Origin of the sequence: Pseudomonas sp. LD120 (assembly GCF_009861525.1) — a bacterium.
Lineage (GTDB): Bacteria > Pseudomonadota > Gammaproteobacteria > Pseudomonadales > Pseudomonadaceae > Aquipseudomonas.
Window position 1 is genome coordinate 3,049,960 of record NZ_WVHL01000005.1, and the last position, 24,322, is coordinate 3,074,281.

At 65.8% G+C, this 24,322-nt stretch carries 23 protein-coding genes; 19 read left to right on the forward strand and 4 right to left on the reverse strand.

The window, feature by feature from the left end; genetic code table 11:
* The first annotated feature begins 14 nt into the window (after positions 1 to 14).
* The 19 genes from PLD_RS28415 (at position 15) to PLD_RS28505 (ending at position 19,539) form a co-directional block, all read left to right on the forward strand.
* The gene (locus PLD_RS28415; RefSeq protein WP_218575871.1) at positions 15 to 1,340 is read left to right on the forward strand and encodes a PLP-dependent aspartate aminotransferase family protein; all 1,326 of its coding nucleotides are present in this window, start codon (positions 15 to 17) and stop codon (positions 1,338 to 1,340) included.
* A complete protein-coding gene (locus tag PLD_RS28420; RefSeq protein WP_159898010.1) occupies positions 1,337 to 2,407 on the forward strand; it encodes an OsmC family protein in 1,071 nt (356 codons plus the stop codon). The genes PLD_RS28415 and PLD_RS28420 overlap by 4 nt, the downstream gene beginning before the upstream one ends.
* Positions 2,401 to 2,811 carry a VOC family protein gene (locus PLD_RS28425; RefSeq protein ID WP_256674827.1) on the forward strand — a complete coding sequence of 137 codons (411 nt, stop codon included), beginning with the start codon at positions 2,401 to 2,403 and terminating at the stop codon, positions 2,809 to 2,811. The genes PLD_RS28420 and PLD_RS28425 overlap by 7 nt, the downstream gene beginning before the upstream one ends.
* A 9-nt stretch (positions 2,812 to 2,820) precedes the next feature.
* Positions 2,821 to 3,465 (forward strand): sulfotransferase, encoded by a 645-nt coding sequence (locus PLD_RS28430; RefSeq protein ID WP_159898012.1) that lies wholly within the window; start codon positions 2,821 to 2,823, stop codon positions 3,463 to 3,465.
* Complete coding sequence (locus tag PLD_RS28435; protein ID WP_159898013.1) at positions 3,458 to 4,129, forward strand: HAD-IA family hydrolase; 672 nt, start codon at positions 3,458 to 3,460, stop codon at positions 4,127 to 4,129. The genes PLD_RS28430 and PLD_RS28435 overlap by 8 nt, the downstream gene beginning before the upstream one ends.
* Positions 4,107 to 4,541 (forward strand): type II 3-dehydroquinate dehydratase, encoded by a 435-nt coding sequence (locus PLD_RS28440; RefSeq protein WP_159898014.1) that lies wholly within the window; start codon positions 4,107 to 4,109, stop codon positions 4,539 to 4,541. The genes PLD_RS28435 and PLD_RS28440 overlap by 23 nt, the downstream gene beginning before the upstream one ends.
* Positions 4,534 to 4,845: a phosphopantetheine-binding protein gene (locus PLD_RS28445; protein WP_159898015.1), complete on the forward strand. Its 312-nt coding sequence runs from the start codon at positions 4,534 to 4,536 to the stop codon at positions 4,843 to 4,845. The genes PLD_RS28440 and PLD_RS28445 overlap by 8 nt, the downstream gene beginning before the upstream one ends.
* Positions 4,842 to 8,873 carry a non-ribosomal peptide synthetase gene (locus PLD_RS28450; protein ID WP_159898016.1) on the forward strand — a complete coding sequence of 1,344 codons (4,032 nt, stop codon included), beginning with the start codon at positions 4,842 to 4,844 and terminating at the stop codon, positions 8,871 to 8,873. The genes PLD_RS28445 and PLD_RS28450 overlap by 4 nt, the downstream gene beginning before the upstream one ends.
* Before the next feature lie 214 nt (positions 8,874 to 9,087).
* Positions 9,088 to 9,480 (forward strand): VOC family protein, encoded by a 393-nt coding sequence (locus tag PLD_RS28455; protein WP_159898017.1) that lies wholly within the window; start codon positions 9,088 to 9,090, stop codon positions 9,478 to 9,480.
* 42 nt (positions 9,481 to 9,522) lie between these two features.
* A complete protein-coding gene (locus tag PLD_RS28460; protein ID WP_159898018.1) occupies positions 9,523 to 9,876 on the forward strand; it encodes a DUF1801 domain-containing protein in 354 nt (117 codons plus the stop codon).
* A 103-nt stretch (positions 9,877 to 9,979) separates the two neighbouring features.
* A complete protein-coding gene (locus PLD_RS28465) occupies positions 9,980 to 10,720 on the forward strand; it encodes a class I SAM-dependent methyltransferase (RefSeq protein ID WP_159898019.1) in 741 nt (246 codons plus the stop codon).
* Positions 10,721 to 10,744: 24 nt separating this feature from the next.
* The gene (locus PLD_RS28470; protein ID WP_159898020.1) at positions 10,745 to 11,365 is read left to right on the forward strand and encodes a sugar O-acetyltransferase; all 621 of its coding nucleotides are present in this window, start codon (positions 10,745 to 10,747) and stop codon (positions 11,363 to 11,365) included.
* Between the two features lie 17 nt (positions 11,366 to 11,382).
* Positions 11,383 to 12,006: an adenylyl-sulfate kinase gene (gene cysC, locus PLD_RS28475; protein ID WP_256674801.1), complete on the forward strand. Its 624-nt coding sequence runs from the start codon at positions 11,383 to 11,385 to the stop codon at positions 12,004 to 12,006.
* Positions 12,006 to 14,330: an RND family transporter gene (locus PLD_RS28480; protein WP_159898021.1), complete on the forward strand. Its 2,325-nt coding sequence runs from the start codon at positions 12,006 to 12,008 to the stop codon at positions 14,328 to 14,330. The genes cysC and PLD_RS28480 overlap by 1 nt, the downstream gene beginning before the upstream one ends.
* A gap of 31 nt (positions 14,331 to 14,361) precedes the next feature.
* Positions 14,362 to 15,165: an outer membrane lipoprotein-sorting protein gene (locus PLD_RS28485; protein WP_159898022.1), complete on the forward strand. Its 804-nt coding sequence runs from the start codon at positions 14,362 to 14,364 to the stop codon at positions 15,163 to 15,165.
* Positions 15,162 to 16,373, forward strand: a complete 1,212-nt coding sequence (locus PLD_RS28490; RefSeq protein ID WP_159898023.1) for a hypothetical protein — start codon at positions 15,162 to 15,164, stop codon at positions 16,371 to 16,373. Before PLD_RS28485 ends, PLD_RS28490 begins: the two co-directional genes overlap by 4 nt.
* Positions 16,374 to 16,427: 54 nt before the next feature.
* On the forward strand, positions 16,428 to 17,597 hold the full coding sequence (locus tag PLD_RS28495; RefSeq protein WP_159898024.1) for a hypothetical protein: 1,170 nt from the start codon (positions 16,428 to 16,430) through the stop codon (positions 17,595 to 17,597).
* Positions 17,598 to 17,633: 36 nt separating this feature from the next.
* On the forward strand, positions 17,634 to 18,788 hold the full coding sequence (locus PLD_RS28500; RefSeq protein WP_159898025.1) for a bis-aminopropyl spermidine synthase family protein: 1,155 nt from the start codon (positions 17,634 to 17,636) through the stop codon (positions 18,786 to 18,788).
* A complete protein-coding gene (locus tag PLD_RS28505; RefSeq protein WP_159898026.1) occupies positions 18,778 to 19,539 on the forward strand; it encodes a PIG-L deacetylase family protein in 762 nt (253 codons plus the stop codon). The genes PLD_RS28500 and PLD_RS28505 overlap by 11 nt, the downstream gene beginning before the upstream one ends.
* On the opposite strand, the gene PLD_RS28510 is transcribed toward PLD_RS28505, so the two are convergent.
* The 4 genes from PLD_RS28510 to PLD_RS28525 are packed head-to-tail and all read right to left on the reverse strand — an operon-like array spanning position 19,479 to position 24,046.
* On the reverse strand, positions 19,479 to 20,351 hold the full coding sequence (locus tag PLD_RS28510; RefSeq protein ID WP_159898027.1) for a glycosyltransferase family 2 protein: 873 nt from the start codon (positions 20,349 to 20,351) through the stop codon (positions 19,479 to 19,481). The genes PLD_RS28505 and PLD_RS28510 overlap by 61 nt on opposite strands.
* Positions 20,351 to 21,730: an MATE family efflux transporter gene (locus PLD_RS28515; RefSeq protein WP_159898028.1), complete on the reverse strand. Its 1,380-nt coding sequence runs from the start codon at positions 21,728 to 21,730 to the stop codon at positions 20,351 to 20,353. Before PLD_RS28515 ends, PLD_RS28510 begins: the two co-directional genes overlap by 1 nt.
* A gap of 28 nt (positions 21,731 to 21,758) precedes the next feature.
* Complete coding sequence (locus PLD_RS28520) at positions 21,759 to 22,841, reverse strand: Gfo/Idh/MocA family protein (RefSeq protein ID WP_159898029.1); 1,083 nt, start codon at positions 22,839 to 22,841, stop codon at positions 21,759 to 21,761.
* Complete coding sequence (locus tag PLD_RS28525) at positions 22,838 to 24,046, reverse strand: DegT/DnrJ/EryC1/StrS aminotransferase family protein (RefSeq protein ID WP_159898030.1); 1,209 nt, start codon at positions 24,044 to 24,046, stop codon at positions 22,838 to 22,840. Before PLD_RS28525 ends, PLD_RS28520 begins: the two co-directional genes overlap by 4 nt.
* Positions 24,047 to 24,322: the final 276 nt, after the last annotated feature.

Here is a 24,322-nt window from a genome sequence, read left to right on the forward strand (position 1 = left end):
ACGAGGGAATTCGTGTGAACGACGCAAAAAAGACTGAGGCGGTGTTTGCCAATCGTCCTGGCACCGACGTCCAGTTGCCCTGGCTCAACCAGCTCAACCGCCAGCGCCTGGCCGGGCCGGCGATGGAGAACAATCGCTGGCTGACCGCCGGCGAGGCCCCGGCGACACTCTGCGTGCACGCCGGCACCTATGAGGACCCGGTGACCGGGGCCGTGGGCACGCCGATCTTTCCCAGCACCACCTTCCGTTTCAGCCAGTCCACCTATGAGTCGTTCCTGGAAGGCTACGTGCGTGACATTCCCACCTACAGCCGCTACGGCAACCCGGGGCAGTGGTCGGTGCAGTTGAAGGTGGCGGCCATGGAGGGGGCGCAAAGTGCCTTGGTACTGTCATCGGGCATGGCGGCGATCGCCTCGACCCTGTTCGCCCTGACCAACCGCAATGGCCACATCATCTCTTCCTATGATCTGTACGGTGGCAGCTACAGTCTGCTGCACGCCGACATCAGTCAGGCCGGGCGCTCGGTGAGCTATGTCGACCCGCTGGACCTGGAGGCGATCCGCCGGGCGATCCGCCCGCAGACCCAGATCATGTTCTTCGAGCTGCTGTCCAACCCGCTGATGAAGGCCATCGACCTGGTGGCCATCGCTGCCTTGTGCAAGCAGGAGAACATTCTGCTGGTGGTGGACAACACCTTCTTGTCGCCCATCAGTTGCCGTCCCCTGGAGTGGGGGGCGGACATCGTCATCCATTCGGCGACCAAGTACCTCAACGGGCACAGTGACGCCACCTGTGGCGCGGTCGCGGGCAGTCGCAAGCTGGTGGACCGGGTCTGGGCGCAACTGTTGCGCTTTGGCGGCAACCTCGACCCCTTCGTGTGCTTTCTCCTGGAGCGGGGCATGAAGACCCTGGCGGTGCGCATGCAGGCCCATGCCGAGGGGGCCCGGCAGGTGACGCGTTTTCTCGAACGCCATCCGCAGGTGACCGCGGTGCATTCGGTGTATGCCGAGGCGTATGCCCACCCCCATCTGCGGCAGTACGCCCCCCAGGCCACCTGCGGCATGCTCGGTTTTGAGCTGCAAGGTGGGGACCCGGCGGCCCTGCAACTGCTGGAGCACCTCAAGCTGATCACCTGCGCCACCAGCCTGGGCGGCATCGAGTCCCTGGTGAGCCTGCCGTTCAACACCTCCCACAGCGGCTTGACCCGCGAGCAGCAGAAACAGATCGGGCTCAACCCCGGCCTGGTCCGGCTGTCGGTGGGCATCGAGGCCCCCGATGACCTGTGTGCCGATCTCGAACAGGCGTTGCGCCAGGTCTATCAAGGAAGGAGTCAGCCATGAGAAACGGAATGAACATCTCGGGCTTCAGCGAGATCGTCCACGAGATCCAGCAAGAGCCGGCCCAGGCGATCTTCCGTTACGCCGCCTATGCGCACTGTTCGCCGGCCGGCGGCATGCTGGCCGGGGTGGCTCCGGCGCTGATCGGCCTGTTGCGCGCGCCGCGGCATTTCGAAGTGCCGATCCGTCCCAGCCCGGCGTTGCAATGCCAGGGGCTGCTGGACCCGGCCTGGCCCCAGGAATTGGCCCTGGCGGCGCTCTCCGGCTGTTTCCTGGTGTCCGCGGTGTCGGGGTTTTCCGCGCGACGGACCACGGTCGATCATCTGTCCATGACCACCCGCGCGATCCTGCAGGAAGCGGCCGCTGCGGCTCCCCAGGTGCGCTACGAGATCCGTTCGGGCACCGACAAGAAGATCAACGAAGCCCTGGAAGTGATCGAGGCGGTGAAGAGCCACAGCCCCAATCACCAGACCTTCGTCCAGGCCCTGGGCCTGTCGGCACGCTTGGTGAATGCCGAGGGCGCCGGCCCCTGGCAAAGGTTTTGCCCCCTTGAACAGGCGCCTGCGGATACGGCGGCGGCCCAGACCCAGACCCAGACCCAGACCCTGGATTGCCAGTGGCTCTATGGCACCCAACTGCGGGCGGACTTCGTCCACCAGGACCCTCGGGACCCGCGCAGTTTTCCCATCGACCAACCCAAGCAACTGGCCGGTATCGACTGGGGGCCCAACCCTCAGGAATACCTGCTGATGGCGATTGCCGCCGATGTCCTGGCGCAGCTCAACCGCCGCCAGCAGTTGCCGGGTGCGGTGCACCTGGATGTGCGGGCCATGGTGGATATCCGCGGGATGTGTGAGGTGGCGCCGACCCCGGTCCACCTGCAGGACATCGAGCTTGAATTGCAGGTTGAAGGCTGGCCGGCGGCCCAGTTGGCGACGTTGACGCAACAGTTGGCGGCGAGCATCGAGGCCTCGGTGGTGTGTGCCCTGATCCGCCATCGGGTGGGCTTCGAGTTCCAGGTCGGAGCCCGGCCGCTGTCCGAGGAGGCCCGCGAGTGCCAGCCATGCTGAATCAGTCGACCCTGTGTTTCGCCACCCTGGCGGTTCCCGACCTGGCGGCTGCCGAAGCCTTCTATGTGCAGGTACTGGGTCTGCAGGTCAGCCGGCGCTTTGCCCCGACCCGCTGGATCAGCCTGGATGTGGACGAGCAGGGCGGTGCCGGGCTCGGCCTGATCGAGGACCCGCTGATGGCGCGGCCGTCGCCGGCCAGCATGCTTGACCTGATGGTGTCTGAGCTGGACGCCCTGGTGGCGCGGATGCCGCCGCAAGTGACCCTTGTCGAGGCGCCAGGGCCGACCCTGTGGGGCAGTTACAAGGCAGTGATCGAGGACCCGTTCGGCAACCGCCTGGGCCTGGTCCAGTGCAGCCCGCAGGCCGCTGTCCGGGATACCGGGCAGCCGGGAAAGAACGAGTAAGGAGCTGGGATGCTTAAGCAATATGAATGCATGAAGGTAGCGGACTGCGTTGCCGGCGATGGCGGCTTCGTGTCCGTGGTGTCCGGGCTGCCGCGCAGCGGCACCTCGATGATGATGCGTGCCCTGGCCAGTGCCGGCCTGGCGCCGTTGACCGACAACCTGCGCCAGGGCGATGAACGCAATCCCCATGGCTATTTCGAATGGGAAGCGGTCAAGTCCCGGGACGGCTACCTGGGGTGGATGGACCAGGCCCGCGGCCGGGCGGTCAAGCTGGTGTCGCGCTTTCTCCAGTACCTGCCAGCGACCCACGGGTATCGGGTGCTGTTCATGCACCGCGATATCGATGCGGTGATCCGTTCCCAGCAGGACATGGCCGAGCACCACAGCGGTCAGGTCTGGGCAGGGCAGGAGGTCGAGGAACTGGCGCGGCTGTATCGCGAACATGTGGCCCAGGTGCTGGCGTGGGTCCGTTCGCGGCCGAACATGCAGCTGCTGGAACTGGATTATCAACGGGTGCTGCAAGACCCGACCGGCGAATTCACCCGGGTTGCGGCGTTCCTCTCACCCTTGCCCCTGGCGGTGCCGTCGATGGCGGCCACGGTGGATCGAGGTCTGAATCATCAAGCGGCGATGGAGGCTGCGAGCCATGTCTGAATTGCCCATCCGTGCAGTCATCTTCGACCTCGACGGAACGTTGATCGACAGCAAGCAAGTGATTCGCGAGGCCTACCACGCGGCCCACGCCCAGGTGGTAGGGGCGGACGTCGAGCCGCCACCGTTCAGCGAGTACTGCCAGCACCTGGGACGCAGCTTCGTGCAGATCATGAAGATCATGGGGCTGCCGGCGCAGATGCACCCGGTGTTCATGCGTGAAAGCAACGCGCGAATGCAGCGCATCCGCGTGTTCGAGGGCGTCGGCGGACTGTTGGCGAGCTTGCATGCCAGGGGCATTCCCATGGCGATTGCCACCGGCAAGGACCATGGGCGCACGGTGGCGATTCTCGAGTACCTGGGCCTGCTGAAGTATTTCTCCTGCATCGTCGGCAGCGACGATGTGGCCAACCCCAAGCCGGCGCCGGACATGGCCCGGATGATTGTCGAACAGTTGCATCTGGACCCGGCGAGTTGCCTGTTCGTGGGCGATGCCCTGGCCGACCTGAAATGCGGCCAGGCGGCTGGCATGCAGACCGCGCTGGCGCTCTGGGATCACCCCGGCGAGGAGGTCCGGCGCTATCCCAGTACCTATCAACTGACCGCGCCGGGCCAGGTCCTGGCCTTGCTGGAGGTGGCTCGCCATGCCGACATTACTCCTGCTTAACGGCCCCAACCTGGGGCGCCTGGGGCAGCGCGAGCCGCAGGTCTATGGCACCAAGACCCTGGAGCAGATCACCGCTGAAGTCACCGCCGTCGCCGACTCCCGTGGCTGGGCGGTGCTGGCCCGGCACAGCAACCATGAGGGCGAGTTGATCGACTTCATCGAGAGCCAGCATCAGGCCGAGGCGATGATCATCAACCCGGGGGCGCTGATGATGTCCGGCTGGGCCCTGCGCGATGCCTTGCAGGACTACCCAGGGCGCTGGATGGAGGTGCACATTTCCAACCTGTTTGCCCGCGAGCGCTTCCGTCACCAGTCGTTGCTGGCGCCCCTGTGCCACGGCTTCATTGCCGGCCTGGGCACCGATGGCTATGCCCTGGCCGCCGCGGCGCTGGTGGGAGCCCGCCATGTGTAGTGCGACAGCAGCAGCGCTGCAGACCCAAGTGATGAACGACGTGCTGGGCCTCTGCGCCCGCTTGCTGAAGGTGACGCAGGAGCAGTTGCATGCCGGGCAGAATTTTTTCGCCCTCGGCGGCAGCTCGTTGCAGGCCCTGCAACTGTGTGCGCTGCTCGAACAGCGGCATCCACAGCTATGCGGCGAGGACGGCATTGACCTGACCCTGATTGTCGGCACCGCGACCCTTGGCGAGTTTGTCGACGCCCTGCTGCAGGGGGCGGTCGGCAGGCCGGTCGGGGCGATTTCCGAGGGCGAGCTATGAACCAGGCGATGGCGACCTTGATCGAGCATTGGGAACAACGCGGCGTGCACCTCTACGAAGACAGCGGGCGCCTGCGCTATTACTGCGACGCGGACCGGCTGCCTGAGGATATCCGCCACGCGGTGGGCCATGAGAGGCGTCGCCTGCTGGCGTACCTGGCCCCGCCGGATCCGCTGGCGTCTCAGCTTGGCGGGCTGCGCCAGGCCTACTGGCTGGGGGAGCATTCGGCGTTCAGCCAGGGCAGTGCCGCCTATCTGCACCTGGTCTATGCCGGCGCGGTGCCCACGGCCGTGCAATTGCAGGCGGCCTTGCCCCGGCTGCTGGCGTTGCACCCGATCCTGGCGTACACCCTGGATGCCCAGACACCGCGTTTCAAACCCATGGTCGCGCCGTCACTGATGGTCGAGCAGCAGGTCGCGGCAGAGGGCGCGGACCCAAGGCGCTGCGCGGCCCTGGCAGACAGCGCCATGCCGATTGCGCCGTTGACCGCGGAACAACCACTGTTTCGCCTGGTGCTGGTGAGCGGCCCCCATGAGCGCTGCTTGCATGTGGTCTATCGGCTGGCGCTGTTCGATGCCCCGGCGGTGCAGATTTTTATCGGTGACTTGCTGGCGCTGGTTGCCGGAGGCAGCCCCCCGGACGTGCAGGGCTATGCCCCGGCGCAGGTCGCGGCGTGGAGTCGGGCCCGACGCCTGGCGCGTTTCAAGGCCCGGCACTACTGGCTGCAGAAGATTCCCCAACTGGCCGCGGGGCCGGACCTGCCACTGGCTCGGCGCCGGCAAGCGAGCGCAACCCCGGCACGCTTCATCGAGCATCGGGTGGTCCTGGCGCCGGCGTTGCAGCAGGCGCTGAGTGCGGCGGCCCGGCGTCACCGGGTGTCGCTCAATGCGGTCCTGCTGACCGTGTACCTGCAGACACTGGCGCGCTGGTCGGGCAGGGCCACGGTGACCTGTAGCGTCATGTACAGCACCCGGACGCTGCTGGGGCCGGAGTTCGCCCGCACCATCGGCAATTTCGCCGATACCCTGCTGCTCAATCTGCCAGCCCAATCCCTGGCCTTTGCCGCCTGCGCCCAGCGGGTCCAGCAGGACCTGTACGCCGCCCTGCGGCATGCCGCCTACGATGGCGTGTCAGTGGTCCGCGAATGGATTCGCGAACACGACCAGCGCCAGGACAGCAGCGAGCCGCCGATGCCGTATGTGTTTTCCTCGTTGCTGGAAATGGACCTGCCGGCGCCGCCGCTGCAACAGACCGACCACGCGATGATGACGCCGCAGATCTGGATCGACGCCCAGGCCTTCGCCAGCGAGGCGGGCCTGTGCCTGTCCTGGGACGAGCGCGAGGGCGTGTTCGAGCCCGGGCTTGTGGCCCAGGCCTTCGAGCATTTTCATGGCGCCCTGGAGCGCCTGGCCACCCAGCCGCCGACCTGGGAGCTGACTGAACTGGCCCTGCCGGCGCCACTGCTGGAGCGGGTCGATGCCTTCAATCACGCCACGCGTCCGCTGCCTCGGCAGTCTCTGCATCAGGGCCTGTCAAGGCAGGCGGCGCTGCGCCCGGATGCGCCGGCGCTGTTGAGCGCTGGCACCTGTCTGAGTTTTGCCGAGCTGTTGCGCCTGGCCAGTCGTCTGGCCAGCCACCTGAATGAAAACGGCGTAGGCCCCAGCGACCATGTGGTGGTGCGCGGCAGTCGGGACAGCGCCAATGTGGTGGCGATTTACGCGGTACTGATGGCCGGGGCGACCTATGTTCCGGTGAGCAAGAGTTCCCCGGTACGCCGGGTGCATTCGATCATCACCCAGGCGGCGGCTACCACGGTGCTGGGCGACGATGCTGCGGACATCGCGGCGGTGCTCGCATCGCCGGTGAACTGGTCGCTCGACTACCGGCACTGGCTGGCGTCGCCCGAGGCGCAGGGCGCCGCTATCGCACCGGCCTATCCGGCGGTGGACAGCTCCCTGGCCTACCTGATGTTCACCTCCGGCACCACGGGCACGCCCAAGGGGGTGGCGGTCAGTCATCGCGCCGCCTTCAATACCCTGCTGGACTGTCGCGAGCGCTTTGCCATCGACGCTCAGGACCGCCTGCTGGGGGTCAGTGAGTTCAGCTTCGACCTGTCGGTGTTCGACCTGTTCATGCCGGCATTGTGCGGCTGCGCGCTGATCCTGCCGGCCAATGGCGAGCGGGCCGAGCCCCAGGCCTGGCTCGACGCGGCACGGATGCATGGGGCGACTGTCTGGAACTCGGTCCCGGCGATCATGGAAATGGCCCTGGGCTACGCCAGGGCGGTGGGCCTGCCGGCGCCGGCGGCGAGTGTGCGCCTGTGGATGGCCAGCGGCGACTGGATCGCCCTGGGGTTACCCGAGCGCCTGCGAGAGCTTACCCCGGGTTCGCGCTTCGTGGCCCTGGGGGGCGCCACCGAGGCGGCCATCTGGTCCAACTGCTTCGAGGTCCAGCAAGTGTGCCCCGAGTGGCCGAGCATTCCTTATGGCCGGCCGCTGAGCAACCAGCGGTTCTACATTCTCGACGCGCTGGGCCGGCGTTGCCCGCCTGGGGTCAAGGGCATGCTGTACATCGCCGGCGACGGCCTGGCGGCGGGCTACATCCATGATCGGCAACGGACCGAGCAGGCCTTCTTCATCGAGCCCGGGCTGCAGCAGCGGGTCTACCGTACCGGTGACATGGGACGCCTGCGAATGGACGGGGAGATCGAGTTTCTCGGCCGCGAGGACCTGCAGGTCAAGCTCAATGGCATGCGCGTGGAACTGGCGGAAATCGATGCGGTGCTGGGACGCGCCCCCGGGGTCGAGCAGGTGGCGGTGTGTGTAGACGCTGCCGGGGTCTTGTACGGGTTTTTCGTCGCCGGCCAAGCGGCACCCAGTGGCCCACAGTTGCTGGCCTTCGCGGCGCAGTACCTCAACCCTTACATGCTGCCGGTGCAGTTGTTCGCGCTGGCGCAGATGCCGCTGAGCGCCAACGGCAAGGTGGATCGGGGGGCGCTGGTGGCCTTGCTGCCAGGGCTTTGCGAACCCGCCGGGCCGGTGCCGGAGGTGGGCTTCTCGGCCCGGCAGGAACTGCTGCTGAGCTGCGTCCAGCGGGTGTTGCCGGCGGTGCGCGGGGCGGCTGATTCCTGGTTCGACATGGGCGCCTCGTCACTGCACGCGGTGCACATTCTGTTGGGGTTGAACACCGAGCTGGGGCTGGACCTGAGCCTGGCGGACATCTACGCCTATCCCTCGGTCAGTGCCTTGCTCGCTCATGTGCAGGGCACGGGTCGGCGGCACCGCAACCGGGTGGATTTTTGCGCCGGCAGCGGTGAGCCGCAACCCTTGCTGGTGCTGGTGCACCCGGTGGGTGGGGCGTTGTCGTGCTACTGGCCGATGATTCGTGCCACCCGCGAGGACTTCCAGGTGATTGGCCTGTGTGCCGACACCGGCCAGCGTTTCGAGACGCTTGAGGATCAGGCCCGGGAGTACCTGGAGCAATTGCAGGACAGCCTGCCGGCAGCACGTCCGGTGGTGCTCGCCGGTTGGTCGTTCGGTGGCGTGCTGGCGGTGGAAATGGCCCGCCTGCTCGGTAATCGCGGCCATCGGCAACTGGCGCTGGTGACCCTCGATGCGGGTGCGCCGCTGGACAGCGTGCTCGAATTGCCACCGAGCCTGTTGCAGCAACTGTTCCAGGACGATCTGGAGCATGGCGCGCAGATCCAGGCCATGGGCCAGGCGGTAGCCGAAGTCTGCGAGAGCGCCACCCAGGAACGCTTTGCCTTGTTCTGTCGGCATTACGCCGCCTTGCTCGATTATCGCTACCGAGCGCCGGCTTGCCCGACCTGGCACCTGCAGGCCAGCGTCGCACACCCATCCAGCGGCCTGCGTCCCCTGGCCGAGCAGGACCGGGACGCCCATTGCCGGACCCTGGCCGGTGACCATTACAGCATTCTTTCCGGGGCGGCCCTGGAGCAGATTGTGCTGTGCCTGGCGGCGGCGGTGCGCGAAGTCAGCGCGGCGGATGACCACCAGGCAGGGACATGAACGCTGCTGACAACAGGCGCGCGCGCCCAGTGGCCACCCCGGCAGGCGGCTCACTAGTGGCTGCGGGCCATGATGTGGAGTGTCTGAAAGTGCTGTTCCAGGCCGATTCTGCACTGGCGGATCGCGCCGCTAACCGGGAAAATTCGCCTTGGCTCCAAGGTGGCCACCCAGGCGCCAGGAGCCTCATAAACAGGGTAATTAAAGGAGTGACACTGTGAAGTTTGGATACACGATTGTTTATGTCCCCGATGTTGAAGCCTCGATCCGTTTCTTCGAGGACGCTTTCGGTTTCTCCCGTCGCTTCCTCGACGAGTCCGGTGATTACGGAGAACTCGACAGTGGCGCCACGACCCTGGCCTTCGCCAGCCGTGGCCTGGCGGACTCCAATTGCGAGGGCGGCTATCAGTTCTGCAGCCCAGAGCACAAACCCCTGGGCATCGAGATTGCCCTGGTCACCGATGATGTGCCCAAGGCCCACGCCAAGGCCCTGGCCGCCGGCGCCACCGAGCATGCGGCCATCCAGCAAAAGCCTTGGGGGCAGGTGGTTTCCTATGTGCGTTGCCCGGCCGGAACCCTGGTCGAGTTGTGCACTCCGGTGGGCCAGTGAGCGCCGGGCGTGAGGTTGCCGGCTGCCAGGGAGTGTTCGGCCATGGTTAAGACCGATGAGGCGGTGCTGGCGTTGCTCGAGGACATCGGCAGCACCCACGGAGCCTTGCTGGACATCGTCCAGCGTGTGCGCCAGGTGGTGGAGGAAACCTGCGGCGGCGTCACGGAAATGGTCAAGTACGGGGGCATCATGTTTTCCCGTGCGGCGCCGTTCTGCGGGGTCTATGCCTATACCGACCATGTATCGGTGGAGTTTGGCCAGGGCTATTTGTTCGACGACCCGCACGGGGTGCTCGAAGGCTCTGGAAAGTTTCGCAGGCATATCAAGTTGTTTGCTGTATCGGATGTTCAAAAGAAGCAACTTGCTGATTATGTAAGGCAAGCAATCAATCAATAGTCTTTTGAACTGAATACCTAACTAACGGTTGTTTCCTGCGGGGGATCATATCCCCCGCACGGGACTTTATTGCCCTAAAAAAACCACAGAGTGGAATGAGCACATGAACGATGCCAGCACTTACGGCGAAACATTGGCCGATATCTATGACGATCTGTATGGCGAGGCGCCGGCCAATGCCATCGAGGTTCTGGTGGCAATGGCCGGCACCTGCGAGCCGGTGTTGGAGCTGGGGATCGGCACCGGGCGCTTCGCCTTGCCGATGCATGCCCGCGGGGTGCAGGTGCATGGCGTCGATGCGTCACCGTCGATGCTGGAGAAACTGCGGGCCAAGCCCGGTGCGGCCGGCATTCCCCTGACCGAGGCGGATTTCGCCACCCTGGACGGGGTCGAGGGGGGGCCGTTCAGCCTGGCCTTCTGCACCTTCAGTTCATTGTTCCTGTTGCTGTCCCAGGCCGCCCAGGTCAGTTGCTTCAAGGCCACCAGCGCCTTGCTCAAGGACCATGGGCGCTTGGTGATCGAGACCTTTTATCCGGACCTGTCGCGCTACGGCAAGGACCAGCCGGTCTATGTCGGCGGCCTGGAGCGCAACGAAGTGCTGCTGGAAGCTTCGCGCCTGGATGCCGTCGCGCAGCGGGTCAGTTGCCGCTTTATCCGCATGCAGGAGCAGGGGCTGAACGTGATTCCGGTGGAGCTGCGCTATGCCTGGCCGGCGGAACTGGACCTGATGGCCGAACTGGCGGGCATGCGCCTGGTGCAGCGCTGGTCAAGTTGGGACAAGACGCCCTTCGTCGAGGGCTCGTTCAAACATATATCGACCTATGAAAAGTTGCCCCAGGTCTGACTTTTCAGAACTTCGGAGTTGGACATGGACGTTTCCCCATCCCCACGCATTGTGATTGACGAACGTCGTTCGGCCCGCGAGCTGATGCTCGCGGGAGAGTGGTTCTGCACGCCTGACCTGCAACTTGCGCGTATGCGTTTTCGCTCCCAGGAGTTGCAACGAAGTTTTAACGACTGTTCGCCATCGGCGTTCAAGGAACAGCAGGCCCTGCTGGCGAAGTTACTTAAGCGAGTGGGCCGGAACAGTTGGATAGAGCCCAACTTTTATTGTGATTACGGGGTGCATGTCGAGATTGGCGATGAGGTGTTCATCAACATGAACTGCATCTTTCTGGACGCTAACCGGATCCTCATTGGCGACCGCACCTACCTCTCGCCCGGCGTACAGCTGATGACCACCGCTCACCCCGTGGATCCCCGGGCGCGCACGGTGCGCATCGACGGTCGCCTCAAGTGCGTGCAGCGGGCGGCGCCGATCGTGCTGGGCAACGACGTGTGGATCGGCGCGGGGGCGGTGCTGCTGGGGGGCGTGACGGTTGGCGATGGCAGCGTCATCGGCGCTGGCAGCGTGGTGACCCGCTCGATTCCGCCCGGGGTACTGGCGGCAGGCAATCCCTGCCGAATCATCCGCTCGGTGTACGAGTGAACCTACTGGATCTGTTTATGAGAGGCGCGACAGTGAATATCGATGACATGGGCAAGGGCCACACCGGCGCCATCGCATTGCTCGATGAGGTGGCCGGCCGGTTCGTCCACGGCCCGTTGTGTGTGTGGTTCACCGGCCTTTCGGGGGCCGGCAAGTCGACCCTGGCCAGGGCCCTGGAAGCGCGGCTCGGGGAGTTCGGCGCGCGAGTGCGGGTCTTGGACGGCGACGACCTGCGCGGCGGGTTGAACAGCGACCTGACATTCAGCGCCGCCGACCGCAAGGAGAATATCCGCCGCCTGGGGGAGGTTGCCCGGCTGTTCTACGACAGTGGCTACATCGTTCTGGTCAGTGCCATTTCACCCTTTATCGAAGATCGCCAACGGGCACGGACGCTGTTCCCTGGCGGGCAGTTCATAGAAGTGCACGTCGCCACTGCTCTGGCCTTGTGCGAAGCCCGCGACCCCAAGGGCCTGTATGCCAGGGCCCGCAGCGGCCAGTTGCCGGCGTTCACCGGGATTGACAGTGCCTACCAGCCGCCGCCGGCCTGCGAGTGCCTGATCGAGACGGCGGGGCGCAGTGTCGACGACGGCGTCGGGCAGTTGCTGGCAGTCATGGCGGCCGTCGGTGGAGGGCAGCACTGATGGCCACTTCGACCTTCGAACGCGGGCTCAAGCGTTACCGTTTCTGGCTGTTTGCCCTGGTGCTGGCGCTGGTCGCGGGGTTGTCCTGGGGGATCCCCTCGATCCGCTTCGCCGCCGACTACCGGGCGTTTTTTCCCGAGGGCGAAAAAACCGTCGAGCAACTGGACGCCCTGCACCGGCAGTTCGGCAAGTCCGACACCCTGTTGTTCGTGATCAAGAACCCCAAGGGCACGGTGTTTACCCGCGAGTACCTGGAGCAGTTGCATCAGCTGACGCAACAGGCCTGGCACATTCCCCACGCCTATCGGGTGGACTCGGTAACCAACTTCCAGCATGTGTTCGCCGAAGGCGACACCGTGCATGTCGAGGCCCTGGTGCGCGAGCCCATGGACCTGACGCCGGCTCACATCGAGTTGATGGAGCGCCTGGGACGCAATGACATCGAACTGGTCAAGCGCCTGGTGTCCAGCGATGGCCAGACCCTGGGCGTGCTGGTCACCCTGCAGTTTCCGCCGCAGACCCTGGACGCGGCGCTGGCCGCCACCGCCGAAGGCCAGCGGCTGCTGGATGACTTCGCGCGCAACAACCCCGGCCTGGAAGTGCACCTGACCGGGCTGGCGGCGGTAGAGGCGGCCTATCCGGCGGCGGCGCAGCAGGACATGGCGGTGCTGACCCCGCTGATGTACCTGATCATTCTCCTGGCCAGCGTACTGATGCTGCGCAGCATCGGCGCGCTGCTGGTGGTGTTGATCGCCATCAGCCTGGCCACCGCCGCGACCCTGGGCGCCAGCGGTTGGCTGGGGTTCGAGGCGACCGCGCTGACCGGCCTGCTGCCGACCATTGTCCTGGCGACCTCGGTGGCGGAGATCATGCACGTGCTGTCCGCCGCGCGGCAGATGAGTGGCCAGTACGGCGAGCGCCGGGTGGACCTGGCCTGCGCGGCGATCAGGGACACCATCAAGCCCATCGCCATTGGCACGGCGACCAATGCCGTGGGTTTCTACAGCCTGGTGTTCGCCGCGTCGCCGCCCTACAAGGAGTTCGGGGTGCTGGCGGCCATCGGTGCGGTCATGGCGTTGCTGGTGACCCTGTCGGTGGCCGCGGTGCTGATCCCGCTGCTGCGGCTCAAGCCGCTCGAAGGGGCTGCCAGGCGGCGCTATTCGCTGTACATGGAGCCCTTGTTGCGCTACCCGAAGCTGTGGCTGCTGGGGTTCGTGGTGCTGTTCATGCTGGCGATCGAGCCGGCGCGCCACAACCTGATCAATGACCGGATCGTCGAGAACTTCGACACCAGCATCCCGGTGCGCAACGCCACCGAGTTCGCCATGGACAACCTGTCCGGGATCTATCGCCTGGAATATGTCGCCACCTCGGCCAAGGGCGATATTTCCGATCCGGCCTTTCTCGTCGAACTGGACCGTTTCGCCCAGTGGCTCAGGACTCAGCCGGAAGTCGATTCGGTCACCACCCTGGGCGATGCCTTGAAGAAGCTCAACCAGACCATGAACGGCGGGCAGGCCGGGGAATACCGCTTGCCCGCCGACCCGGCGTTGGCGGCACAGATGCTGCTGGTCTACGAAATGTCGCTGCCGTTCGGCCTCGACCTGGGCAGCCAGATCAACATCGACAAGTCGGCCACGCGTTTGGTGGTGACCCTGACCCGCCTCGACACCCAGCAGATCCGCGACATCAAGCAGCGGGCCGATGACTGGTGGCAGACCCATGCCGAGCGCGCGGCGCTGGTGCCGAGCCTGGGCACCGGCGAGGCGGTGGTGTTTGCCAACCTCACGCACATCAGCATCGAGTACATGGTCAATGGCCTGCTGTTCGAACTGGTGACCATCACCCTGATGGTCGCGCTGTTCCTGCGCAATGCCGGCCTGGGGCTGATCAGCATCCTGCCCAATGTTTTTCCGTTCTTCATCATGTTCGGCCTCTGGGGCCTGTGGCGCGGCGAGATCAACACCGCGGCGATCAACGTCTGCGTGGTGGTCTACGGCCTGATCGTCGAGGCCACGATCCACATCATGAGCCACTACAAGGAGCTGCGCCTGGTGCAGGGCCACCCGCCCCGAGAGGCGCTGCGCCGGACCTATCAGCAGGTGCTGCCGTCGGTGTTCGCCAATGCGGTGATTCTCGCCTCGGGCTTCATGGTGATGACCTTGTCGCCGTTTTCGATGAATGCCGATTTCGGCCTGCTGGCGGTCATCGCGATTTTCCTCGGTCTGATCTTCGACGCGCTGTGCCTGCCCCTGGTGCTGCTGACCTTTGACCGCTTCCTGTGGGGGCGCGCCGCCACGCGGCTGGCCATGCGCGAAGCCTGAACCCCAACCCGTACCCAGAGAGGATCCAACAATGAACCGCAACGCCCTATCGAGCGCCTGCCTGTCACTCTGCGCGCTGCTGTACCAGGCGTCATTGCAGGCCAGCCCGGAGCAGGAACTGGGGCAGCAATACGCCCATCGCTGGCGCGACAGTGACCTGGGCTACCAGGACACCAGTGCCAGGATCCGCCTGACCCTGGTGGAGAAGGAGGGCGCCAGCACCGACCGCCTCATGCGCATGAACAGCTTCGAAACCGCCAGCAGCGCGGTGGGCGACAAGGTGCTGCTGACCTTCGAGGCCCCGGAGAACATCAAGCATTCCCGGGTGCTGATCCACTCCAAGATCAAGGAAGGCGACCAGGTCTGGCTGTACCTGCCGGCCCTCAAGCGGGTCAAGCGGGTGGCGGCGGCCGACCGTTCCGGTTCGTTCTCGGGCAGCGAGTTTTCCTACGAGGACATCGGCTCGATGGAGGTCGGCAACTACGACTACCAGTGGTTGCGCGACGAGCCCTGCGGCGACTTCCAGTGCGCGGTGGTCAAGCAGGTGCCGCTGTATCCGTATTCGGGCTATTCGTCGATCTGGGTCTGGTACAACAAGATCGACTACCGGCAGATGAAGACCGAGTACTACGACCGCAAGGGCAGCAAGTTCAAGACCCTGACCCTGGGCGACTACCAGCTGTTCCTGGGGCGCTACTGGCGCGCCCTGAACATGACCATGGTCAACCACATCACCGGTCGGCAAACCGTCCTGGTCAGTTCCGACGTGCAGTTTCGCACCGGCATCCGCGAGGACGCCTTTGAACCTGCAAGGCTTGGAAACCTGACGCAATGAACCCAGGCAAGGGCCGGCGCAGGCTCCAGGCGTTGATGCTGGGGCTGTGCTGGAGCGTCATCCAGGCGCAGGCCGAGGCGGAGCAGGGGCTGTCGGCGAAGATCGCCCTCAAGCGCTATGTCTTCACCTCGTCGCCCGCCGACGGGGTCGACGACGACGGCCTGCCCGGCACCGCGCAACTGGGCCTGGACTATCAGTACCTGCAGAGCTGGGACAGCCTGCGCCTGCGGCTGGTGGTCAACCCGCGCTACCTCGCCAGCGCCAAGAGGGATCCGCGCCCGGACTTCTACTGGGATGAGCTGTTCGTGCTGCTGGAGCAGGACAGCCGCGAGCTCAAGGTTGGCCGGATCAAGGAACACTGGGGCGTCATGGAAACCCGTCAGTTGGTGGACGTAATCAACACCTACGACAACCTCGACGGCCTGCAACCGGAGGAAAAACTCTCGCAGAAGGCCCTCAAGCTGGGCAGCAGCCTGGGCCCCGGGCACCTGAGCCTGTACCTGCTGGACGGTTTCGAACCGGTGCAGTTCTACCGCGAGCCGGCGCGCTTTGCCGCGTACCAGGTGCAGGCCTCGGCCGAGTACATCCACGGCGCCGACCGGGATGCGCTGGATGTGGCGGCACGCTATTTCGTTTCGCTGTCCGAGTTGGACATCGGCCTGAGCTACTTCAAGGGCACTAACCGCGCGCCGGCGTTTCGCGCAGAGGGCGACAGCCTGGTGGCCCAGTACACCGAGGTCACGCAGTGGGGGCTGGACGCCATCTGGGTCCGCGAGCAGTGGCTGTATAAGCTCGAAGCCCTGGACCAGCGGGTTTCGGACAGTGCCTACAACTCGCGCAAGCTGTCCGTCGGCCTGGAATACGCCATCACCCGGGCCTGGCGTGATGCCGACCTGAGCCTGATCGGCGAGTACCACCGCGACCAGGATCAGCGCCTGGCCCCGGTGAGCATCTTCGACCGCAAGTTCCTGCTCGGCGCGCGCCTGGAACTCAACGATGCGCACCTGTCCTCGTTGTTTCTGGGCTACACCGCGCAGGCCTCGGACCTGGGCAACAACATGCTCAGCGCCTCCCTCGACCTGGGGCTCAGCGATGCCCTGCGGGCCGGAGTCTCCGCCGTGCTGGTCAATAGCTCCAGCAGCGATGCGGTGTGGGATGCGCTGGCCAGCGACTCCCACCTGGCCCTGGAACTTTCCTATTCATTCTGATCGCGCCGGTCACCACCGGGGCGATCCCATGCAGTCGCTATAAGGGGTAACGCCATGGAAACGCTGCTACAGATCATCGGCTTCGGGCCCGCCGCCCTGGGCCTGTTCATTGCCGCGGACCGCAATGGACGCCTGCAGGCATTGCTCGACGGCGGGGTGCAGGTGCATGAGCGCAGTGCGTCCTTCAGCCAGTGGGAGTGTATGGCCTACGCCATCGAGGCCAACTCGCCGATCGCGGACTTTCTCCGGGGCATCCGCAGCGACGGGGCGTTCGCCCAGTGTCTGCGCCAGCCCCGGGTGCAGCACTGGCTGCAGCACCCGGAGCAGGTGGTGTCGCTGGTCGAAGTCTCGGCGTTCCTGCGCCAGCTGGCCCAGGTGATCCTCGATCTGTGCCGGGACCAGCCCAACGCGGCGATCCATTTTGCTCACCCGGTGGCCAGTGTCCGCAGCGCCGTCAGCGGCTTCAGCGTCCACGGCGACTGGGGCAGCAGCCACAGCCGCTACCTGGTGCTGGCCTGTGGTGCCCGGGTGCGTGACCTGCGGCCGCAGGAGGGCGCGGCGACAACTGCGAGCCTCTGCTCCGACCGGGTGTTGCGCGGGCAGGCCGACCCGCAGTTGCTGCAGGCCCTGGAGCAGGGCCTGCAACTGCTGGTGCTGGGGGGGAGCCATAGCGCCTTCTCCGTGGTCGGCTACCTGCTGGAACGTTTTGCCGGGCGTCTGCCGGTGGGGGCGATCCAGGTGCTGTGCCGCCAGCGTCCGGCGCTGTGGTCGGCCTGCGCCGGGGTCGCGCCACCCTTGCAGGCCCGGGACCTGATCGATGAGGAAAGCGGCGAGGTCAACCGTTTCTGTGGCTTGCGCGGCGCCGCCCGCGACACCTTGCTGCAGATCGAGGCGGGGACCTGGGCCTGCGTCGAACTGCACATCGGCAGTGCCGATCCACGCCCCTGGCTCAGCCGCGGCGCGCTGCTGATCAATGCCACCGGCTACCGCCCGAGGGTGCCCGGGCTGCTGAATGCGGCGGGTGTCAGCCTGACCCTCGACCAGCGTGACGGCAATCTGTGCAAACACCCGCGAACCCACGAACTGATGGTCGGCGGTCAGGCGCTGCCCGGGCTGTTCGGCACCGGGCTGGGTTATGCCGACCGCCGTGGCGCCACCCTGGAAGTCGGGGTCAATTTCTTTCATGGCCGGTGTGCCGGAAACATTCTGCATGCCGTGCTCTGACGGCATTTCACTTCAAGCAAAGCCACGGGAGGCTGCATGCATACAGTGACTGCAACACAGTCGGAACTTCAGGCGACGCTGGCGACCCTGCCCGGCGCGGGCGGCGCGCAACCGGCGGCGCTGGACGATCTGTTGGCCAAGCTCGGGCGCCCGCAGCGGATCTACCAACTGCTCTCCTCGCGCCTGACGGTGCGCCAGGTGCTCTGGTGCCTGGCGCAACTGCTGGCCGATGAGCGCGTGGGCCAAGTGCCGGGCACGGACGCGCCGCGTTTCGTCTGGCAAGGTGCGCCGCACACGCCGGCGCCCGGGCATGGGCTGCATCTGGTCAGCGATGACTGCCTGCAACTGAACCCGCATTTTCGCGAGATCCTCGCCGACCTCGTCAGCGACAAGCAGAACCGCTACAGCCAGTCCATCGAGACCTACGAAACCTTGATCCGTCGTTACAAGATCATGCAGAGCCTGGGCGACTTGAACCATGAGGCGCTGTTGCTGCTGGGGGACGACGCGTTGTTCTCGCTGTTTCTCGCGGTCCACGGCTACCGCCGGCAGATCGTGGTGGCGGACATCGATCCGCAGTTGCTGGCGACCATCGCCCGGGTCGCGGCGCAACAGGGCTTCGACAATATCGAGGTGGTCCACTACGACGTCTTTGAGCCGCTGCCGCCCAGCCTGCGTGGCCGCTTCGACTGCTTCGCGGTCAATGGCTTCAAGGACCTGGGAGGCCTGCTGATGTTTGTCGGCCGCGCCCTGCAAGCACTCAAGGCACCGGCGGCGATGGCCAGTGGTTATCTGAATTTCGGCAGCCACGAGGTGCCGTCGGCGGCCCGGGTCCAGGAGGAGGCGCAGTTGTATCAGACGCTATTGCGCTTCGGCATGTACCTGGACTACTGCGTGCCCTGTCCGGAAACCCATGTCGGCCCGGATTTCGAACAGGCCTTCAGCGCCAGCGTCCGGCGCCTGGCCCAAGTGCCGCCGGCCTTGCGCCTGGCGGCCTGCGCTGTCGAGCTGCAGGGGCTGTACCGGGATTTCCAGCAACTGTCCTGGGTGCAGATGGCCAACTTCCCCGACATCCAGCTCTCGCCGCTGAAAATGGGCCGTTGCCGGGTGGTGGAGCGCAATGACCGGGAGATCTCCCGCTTCCTGCGCCTGGGGCAGTTCTATGCCGGCGGCGCCGTCGATGCTCGCTGAGGCGCCGCGTGACCGGGTGGTGGTGCTGTCACCGCACCCGGACGACGCCGTCTGGTCGCTGGGCAGCGGTCTGGCGCCCTGGGCCGGGGGCCGGGAGATCGTGCTGCTGAGCCTGTTCGCCGGCGACGCCCCGGCAGGGCTGGCCCGGGCCCGTGCGCCGGAGCAGCGCTGGCGCTGTTTTTCCACGCCCGGGCAACGTCGCGCCGAGGATCGGCGTGCCGCCGCAGTCCTCGGCTACGGCTGTTCGAACCTGGAGGCAACGGATGGTGCATTGCGCCTGGATCAGAACGCGGGCTTTGTGCATGCCAGCCTGCAGTCGCTGTTCCTGGACAGCGCCCCGGCCTCCTGGCCAGCCCCGCAGCCTGCCCTGGTGGCTGCGCTGCAAGGCTTTCTACGGCCGCAGGATGTGGTCTGCGCGCCGCTGGCCATCGGGGGGCATGTCGACCATTGCCTGACCCATCGCCTGGCCCGCGAGCTGCCTAACCGGGTGTATTTCTACAGTGAGTTTCCCTATGCCGAACAGTGGTCGCAGCAGGCGCTGCAGGGGCATGTGCGGGCCTTGGGCCTGCAGCTGCAGGCCCGGGATATTGCCTGTTCCTGGCCGGCGTGGCGCGAGGCGGCGCTGTGCTACCGCTCCCAGGTGCTGATGCTGTTCGCCACTCAGGGCCGTTTTCTCCAGGCCTTGCAGCGTCACTGCCGTGTACAGGGGGACACGGCGTTCTGCCGGATCTGGTCGACCCGGGCGATGTAGCGCTGCACCGAGCCGGTGGGCGAGAGCAGTTCGTCCAGGGCCAGGGCCTCGGCGATCGGTGCCTGGGCCTGGAACAGTTGCAGGTTATGCCGATGGTCCTCCCAGCGCTGGGGATTGTGATGGGACATGTGGTAACCGCAGGCGCGGGGTTCCAGGCTCAGCCTGACCCCGGCCCGCCACAAGCGGTAGCCCAGGTCCAGGTCTTCCATGCCCCAGCGTCGGCCATAAGAGGCATCGAAACCGCCGACCCGCTGCCAGTCGCCGCGGGCCACCGAGATATTGGCTCCGGCACTGGCCAGCCATGGCCACTGGCTGGCCCGTGGATGTTCCGCGGCCTGCTCCAGGGGGTTGGCGACGACGCGCGCGCCTGCGGCTGTCCAGCGCCCGGCGAGCAAGTCGTCCACCAGGATCGGCGGGCAGCCGGCGGTGCCCAGGGCCGGATCGCTCAGCGGGCCCAGGGCAATCAGTTCCCGCAGCCGGCCGTGTACCAGGCCGCCGTGTGCCTGCTGGGCCTGCAGGTGGGCCTCGAAGAAACCGTCCTGGACCAGGATGTCATCGTCGAGAAACAGCAGGACCTCGCCTTCGGCGACACTGGCCCCGAGATTCCTCGCCGCTGCGCGCCCCAGGCCCGGCGAGCTGAGTAGCCGTACGTCCGGCAAGGCTTCGATCAGGGCCTGTACGGCGGGCTGGGCGGCGTCGGCGACGATCACGGTCTCGAATTCACAGCGTGCCTGTTGGCGTTGCAGACTGGCCAGGGTCAGGCGCAGGCGCTCGGCCTTGGCATGCACCGGAACGATCACGGAGAGCAACATCAGGCCCCCTCGTCGCGCAGGTCGGAGGCGCGAGCCGCCCGGCCGGTCCGCTGATTGAGCTGGTGGTGACGCTGGGTCATGAGCACCGCGGCGATCAGGTTACCGATCAGCATGGCCTCCACCAGACCATTGAGGCCGCGCTGCCAGTGCAGGGTCAGCAGCCAGCCCAGGGGCACCATCAGCAGCAGGTAGGCAATGGCATGGATCAGGGTGGGGGGCATGGCGTCTTCGCGTCCGCGCAGGGCATTGGACATGATTCCCTGCCAGGCATCGAAGGGCAGCGCCAGGGCCAGTAGCAGCATGCTGGGCAGGGCCACGGCCAGCAGTTGCGAGTCATGGCTGTATTGCGCCAGCAAGGGGCCCGGCAGGGCCGCCAGGACCAGGGCGCAGAGGGTGCTCAAGGACACCCCCAGCAGCAGCCCGGCCCGGGTCGACAATTGGATGTCCGGCAGGTCGCGGTTGCCGTGGGCCATACCCACCTGGATCGAGGTGGCAAAGCCCACGCCCATGGGAATCATGAACAGGATCGAGCGGATGTTGACCAGCACCGCGCAGGCGGCGGCAATTAATGGCGAGGCCACCCCGGCCATGATGGCGATCAGCATGAAGGCGCCGGCCTCGATGCCGAAACTCAAGCCGCCGCCATAGCCGATGCGCCGTTGCATCTGCCATTGCGACCAGCCCCAGGCGAAGCGCCGGTTGATGCCGAAGTCGGCCCGGTCCGCCATGATCCGGTGCACATACAGCATGATCGCCAGGGCCATCAACAGCCGGACAAGGGTGGTGCACCAGGCCGAGCCCAGGGCGCCCATTTCCGGCAGGCCGAACTCGCCATAGACCATGGCGTAGCACAGCACCGCGTTGACCAGGTTGCCGCCCAGGATGACCAGAGTGGCGGGCAGGGGGCGAGAGATGCCTTCGAGGAAAAACGAGTAGGCGATGTAGATCAGGATCGCCGGCAACCCCAGCGCCACGATGACCATCAGTTCGGCAATGGCCGCGGCCAGCTCCGCCTGCACCCCGAACCGTGCGAGCAAGGGCAGGCTGGCGACACTGGCCAGGGCGCAGGCCAGCCCGAGACCGAGGGCCTGGACCCCGCCGCGCTGGGCGGCCAGGCCGGCAGCGCGCGGGTCCTGCTGGCCGATGGCGATCGAGCCCATGACCAGGATGCCCAGCAGCAACCCGGCGGCAATCAGCATGTAGGTGTCGGCAATCGCGTGGGTGATGGAGATCGCCGCCAGCGACTCGGTGGCATAGCGCCCGACCATGATGGTGTCCACCAGGGACAGCAGCAGGAAGCCGATGCGCGACACGACGATCGGCCCCGAGAGTTTGGAGAGTTGCAGCAACTTGTCTTTGAGCGGTGTGGAACTGGCCATGGGAGTGGCTCCTGGCTGCGGCGCCCGGTCAGTGACCTGGCCGGGCGGTGCAAGATGGCGTGAGATGGGGGTAAAGCGCGGACATTGCCGAGGCCAGCGAGCGCAGCTTGCGGTACTCGTGTTCGCGGGTCTGCGCACAAGTGCCCAGGCGGGCGATGCGGCGGCCGAGAAAGTCCCGGTAAGGCGCGAGGTTGTCCTCGGTGGCGAAGGCCAGCGGGGTCTGGGTGCCGTCCACGGTCAGCGTCAGGCTCGGCTGTTGGATGCGGTTCTGGCTGAAGCCGAAGGTGGTGCGCAAACACAGCTCGCCGGCGCTGCCGTACAGGGTGATGCGGGTTTCATCGAGCTCCTGGTGGCAGGCCCAGGCGGTACTCATGCGCACCAGCGTGCCGCCCCGGACCTGCAGGCAACTGAATGACTGCGACTCGACTTCGATCGCGCCTCCCGGGCCCTGGTCGCCGCGCCAGGTGGCCGGCTGTTGAGCTTCGTCGGCGGTCGCTGGTACATGGTTGCTCAGGGCCGCGTCGATCAACGGATAGTCCAGTGCATGCAGGGCCACCTCCAGCAGGTGCCAGCCCAGGTCCGCGCCGGAGCCGGCCAGGGCCTGGCCGGCCTGGGTGAACCAGGAGCCCGGGCGCGGCACCCCACGGCGCCGACGCCAGCTGACATCGATACAGTGCAGCGTGCCCACCGCGCCCCGGGCGACGGCCGCGGCCATGGCGCGAACGTCGCTACGGTGGGCCGCGGCTGCGCTGACCAGGAGTTCGGCACCGGTTTCACGGCTGCAGCGGATCAGCTGTTCGGCATCCGCGCAGGACAGGCAGGCGGGCTTTTCCAGGATCACATGCAGTCCCTGGCCCATGGCCCTCAAGGCCTGTGGCACGTGATGCACGTTGGGCGAGCAGATCAGGGCCAGGTTGCAGTCCCGCAATGCCTGGTCGCTCATGCAGCGATGCCAGCGCGGACCAGGCGACAGGGCCGGGAAGGCCGTACTCGCCTCGGCCTGGGGATCGATCACTGAGACGATGTGCGCATTGTGTTGTACCAGCAGCGGTGCCCAGACATTGCGCGCCACCCAGCCGGCTCCGACGAGGGCTACACGGGGCTCGATCATCGTGCGCCGGCCAGATGCTGGTGGACCTTGGCGATGGCCGTGGCGATGTCCAGGGTGTCCTGTTCGTTGCCGAGCAGGGCCCGGTGGTGGATCCAGATACCGCGATGCGCCAGGTGCTCGGTCACCGGGCAGGCGGCGATGCACTGTGCCAGGTCCTGCCGGGTCGGAGCCGGTGCCTGCCAGAAGCTGGGAATGCGGTACAGCGCCTGGTAGGAGCGGAACGCCGGGATGCCTTCGGCCACCAGGCAGTCCACCACCTGGTTGCGGTCCAGCGCGCGCTGGCCCGGGAGGTCGTCGAGGGTGAACAGGAACATGTAGTAGGGGTGGGTGTGGGCATCCGCGGTACGCACCTGCGGCGTCACCAGCCCCTGGCGTACCAGCGTTGCATTGAGCAACTGGGCGTTGTGCTGGCGCACCCGGGTCTGCTGCTCCAGGCGCCCGAGCTGGGCACTGAGTACCGCGGCGCTGAATTCGCTCAAGCGGGCATTGGTGCCGACCACGGTGTGCTGGTAGCTGCGATCACCCAGGGGGCGCCCGACGTTGCCGTAGAGAAAGACCTTTTCCCGCAGTTCTTCGTTGGGGCACAGCACCAGGCCGCCTTCCCCGGCGGTCATCAGTTTGAAGTTCTGGAAGCTGAAGCAGGCCAGGGAGCCGTATTCGCCAATCCCGGTATCGCCCAGGCCGCGTGCGCCGTGAGCGTGGGCGGCGTCCTGGATGATCACCAGTCGATGCTGGTCGGCGATTCTCGACAGGCTGAGCATGTCGCACAGGTGCCCGGCCATGTGTACCGGGATGATGGCTCGGGTGCGGGGCCCGATGTTTGCCAGCACGGCGGCCGGGTCGATGCACAGCGTGTCGGGCAGCACGTCCACGGCAATCGCGGTGGCGCCGATACGCTGGCAGGCCATCGAGGTGGAGATGAAGGTGAAGGCCGGCACTATGACCTCGTCACCGGCACCGATGCCCGCTGCTTGCAGGGCTATTTCGATCGCCACCGTGCCGTTGCTTACCGCAAAGGCCGAGTGGGCACCGTGCACCTGCGCGAAGGCCTGCTCGAAGTCGAGGTTTTCGCAGCCTTGCATGCGCCACCACTGGCCCTGGTGCAAGCTGCGCAGCAGAGCGCTTTCCTCTTCGGCACCAAACTGCGGCCAGCCGGGATAAGGGGTTTGTCGAACAGGGGTACCGCCATCAATAGCCAGGGTCATACATCCATTTCCTTGGAAAGGTTTATAAACAGGCAGGCAGCAGACTATTGCCGGGATATTTCGGAAAAGTTCTCGGCGATTGAAGTGTTTTGCCTGAAGTTTTAGTTAAGTGTCGAATGTGTCGCGCTATAGGTTCTGTAGTTGCTGGGTCGTGCTTCCAAAGTTGTTATTTTCAGCGTGGCCGTGAAGATAACATGGGATTAAAAGTTGGATGCAAGGTTATTTTTAGTAATCCTTTGTAATATTATGAAATACTCTCATAGTTGCAGTTGTCGT

What these genes read in the sequence shown, in the direction of transcription:
- PLD_RS28470 (WP_159898020.1), top strand. Translation starts at nt 10,745, where the DNA reads ATGGACGTTTCCCCATCCCCACGCATTGTGATTGACGAACGTCGTTCG.
- PLD_RS28500 (WP_159898025.1), top strand. Translation starts at nt 17,634, where the DNA reads ATGCATACAGTGACTGCAACACAGTCGGAACTTCAGGCGACGCTGGCG.
- PLD_RS28425 (WP_256674827.1), top strand. Translation starts at nt 2,401, where the DNA reads ATGCTGAATCAGTCGACCCTGTGTTTCGCCACCCTGGCGGTTCCCGAC.
- PLD_RS28490 (WP_159898023.1), top strand. Translation starts at nt 15,162, where the DNA reads ATGAACCCAGGCAAGGGCCGGCGCAGGCTCCAGGCGTTGATGCTGGGG.
- PLD_RS28465 (WP_159898019.1), top strand. Translation starts at nt 9,980, where the DNA reads ATGAACGATGCCAGCACTTACGGCGAAACATTGGCCGATATCTATGAC.
- PLD_RS28440 (WP_159898014.1), top strand. Translation starts at nt 4,107, where the DNA reads ATGCCGACATTACTCCTGCTTAACGGCCCCAACCTGGGGCGCCTGGGG.
- PLD_RS28520 (WP_159898029.1), bottom strand. Translation starts at nt 22,841, where the DNA reads ATGATCGAGCCCCGTGTAGCCCTCGTCGGAGCCGGCTGGGTGGCGCGC.
- cysC (WP_256674801.1), top strand. Translation starts at nt 11,383, where the DNA reads ATGAGAGGCGCGACAGTGAATATCGATGACATGGGCAAGGGCCACACC.
- PLD_RS28435 (WP_159898013.1), top strand. Translation starts at nt 3,458, where the DNA reads ATGTCTGAATTGCCCATCCGTGCAGTCATCTTCGACCTCGACGGAACG.
- PLD_RS28480 (WP_159898021.1), top strand. Translation starts at nt 12,006, where the DNA reads ATGGCCACTTCGACCTTCGAACGCGGGCTCAAGCGTTACCGTTTCTGG.
- PLD_RS28510 (WP_159898027.1), bottom strand. Translation starts at nt 20,351, where the DNA reads ATGTTGCTCTCCGTGATCGTTCCGGTGCATGCCAAGGCCGAGCGCCTG.
- PLD_RS28430 (WP_159898012.1), top strand. Translation starts at nt 2,821, where the DNA reads ATGCTTAAGCAATATGAATGCATGAAGGTAGCGGACTGCGTTGCCGGC.
- PLD_RS28515 (WP_159898028.1), bottom strand. Translation starts at nt 21,730, where the DNA reads ATGGCCAGTTCCACACCGCTCAAAGACAAGTTGCTGCAACTCTCCAAA.
- PLD_RS28505 (WP_159898026.1), top strand. Translation starts at nt 18,778, where the DNA reads ATGCTCGCTGAGGCGCCGCGTGACCGGGTGGTGGTGCTGTCACCGCAC.
- PLD_RS28485 (WP_159898022.1), top strand. Translation starts at nt 14,362, where the DNA reads ATGAACCGCAACGCCCTATCGAGCGCCTGCCTGTCACTCTGCGCGCTG.
- PLD_RS28460 (WP_159898018.1), top strand. Translation starts at nt 9,523, where the DNA reads ATGGTTAAGACCGATGAGGCGGTGCTGGCGTTGCTCGAGGACATCGGC.
- PLD_RS28445 (WP_159898015.1), top strand. Translation starts at nt 4,534, where the DNA reads ATGTGTAGTGCGACAGCAGCAGCGCTGCAGACCCAAGTGATGAACGAC.
- PLD_RS28495 (WP_159898024.1), top strand. Translation starts at nt 16,428, where the DNA reads ATGGAAACGCTGCTACAGATCATCGGCTTCGGGCCCGCCGCCCTGGGC.
- PLD_RS28450 (WP_159898016.1), top strand. Translation starts at nt 4,842, where the DNA reads ATGAACCAGGCGATGGCGACCTTGATCGAGCATTGGGAACAACGCGGC.
- PLD_RS28525 (WP_159898030.1), bottom strand. Translation starts at nt 24,046, where the DNA reads ATGACCCTGGCTATTGATGGCGGTACCCCTGTTCGACAAACCCCTTAT.
- PLD_RS28420 (WP_159898010.1), top strand. Translation starts at nt 1,337, where the DNA reads ATGAGAAACGGAATGAACATCTCGGGCTTCAGCGAGATCGTCCACGAG.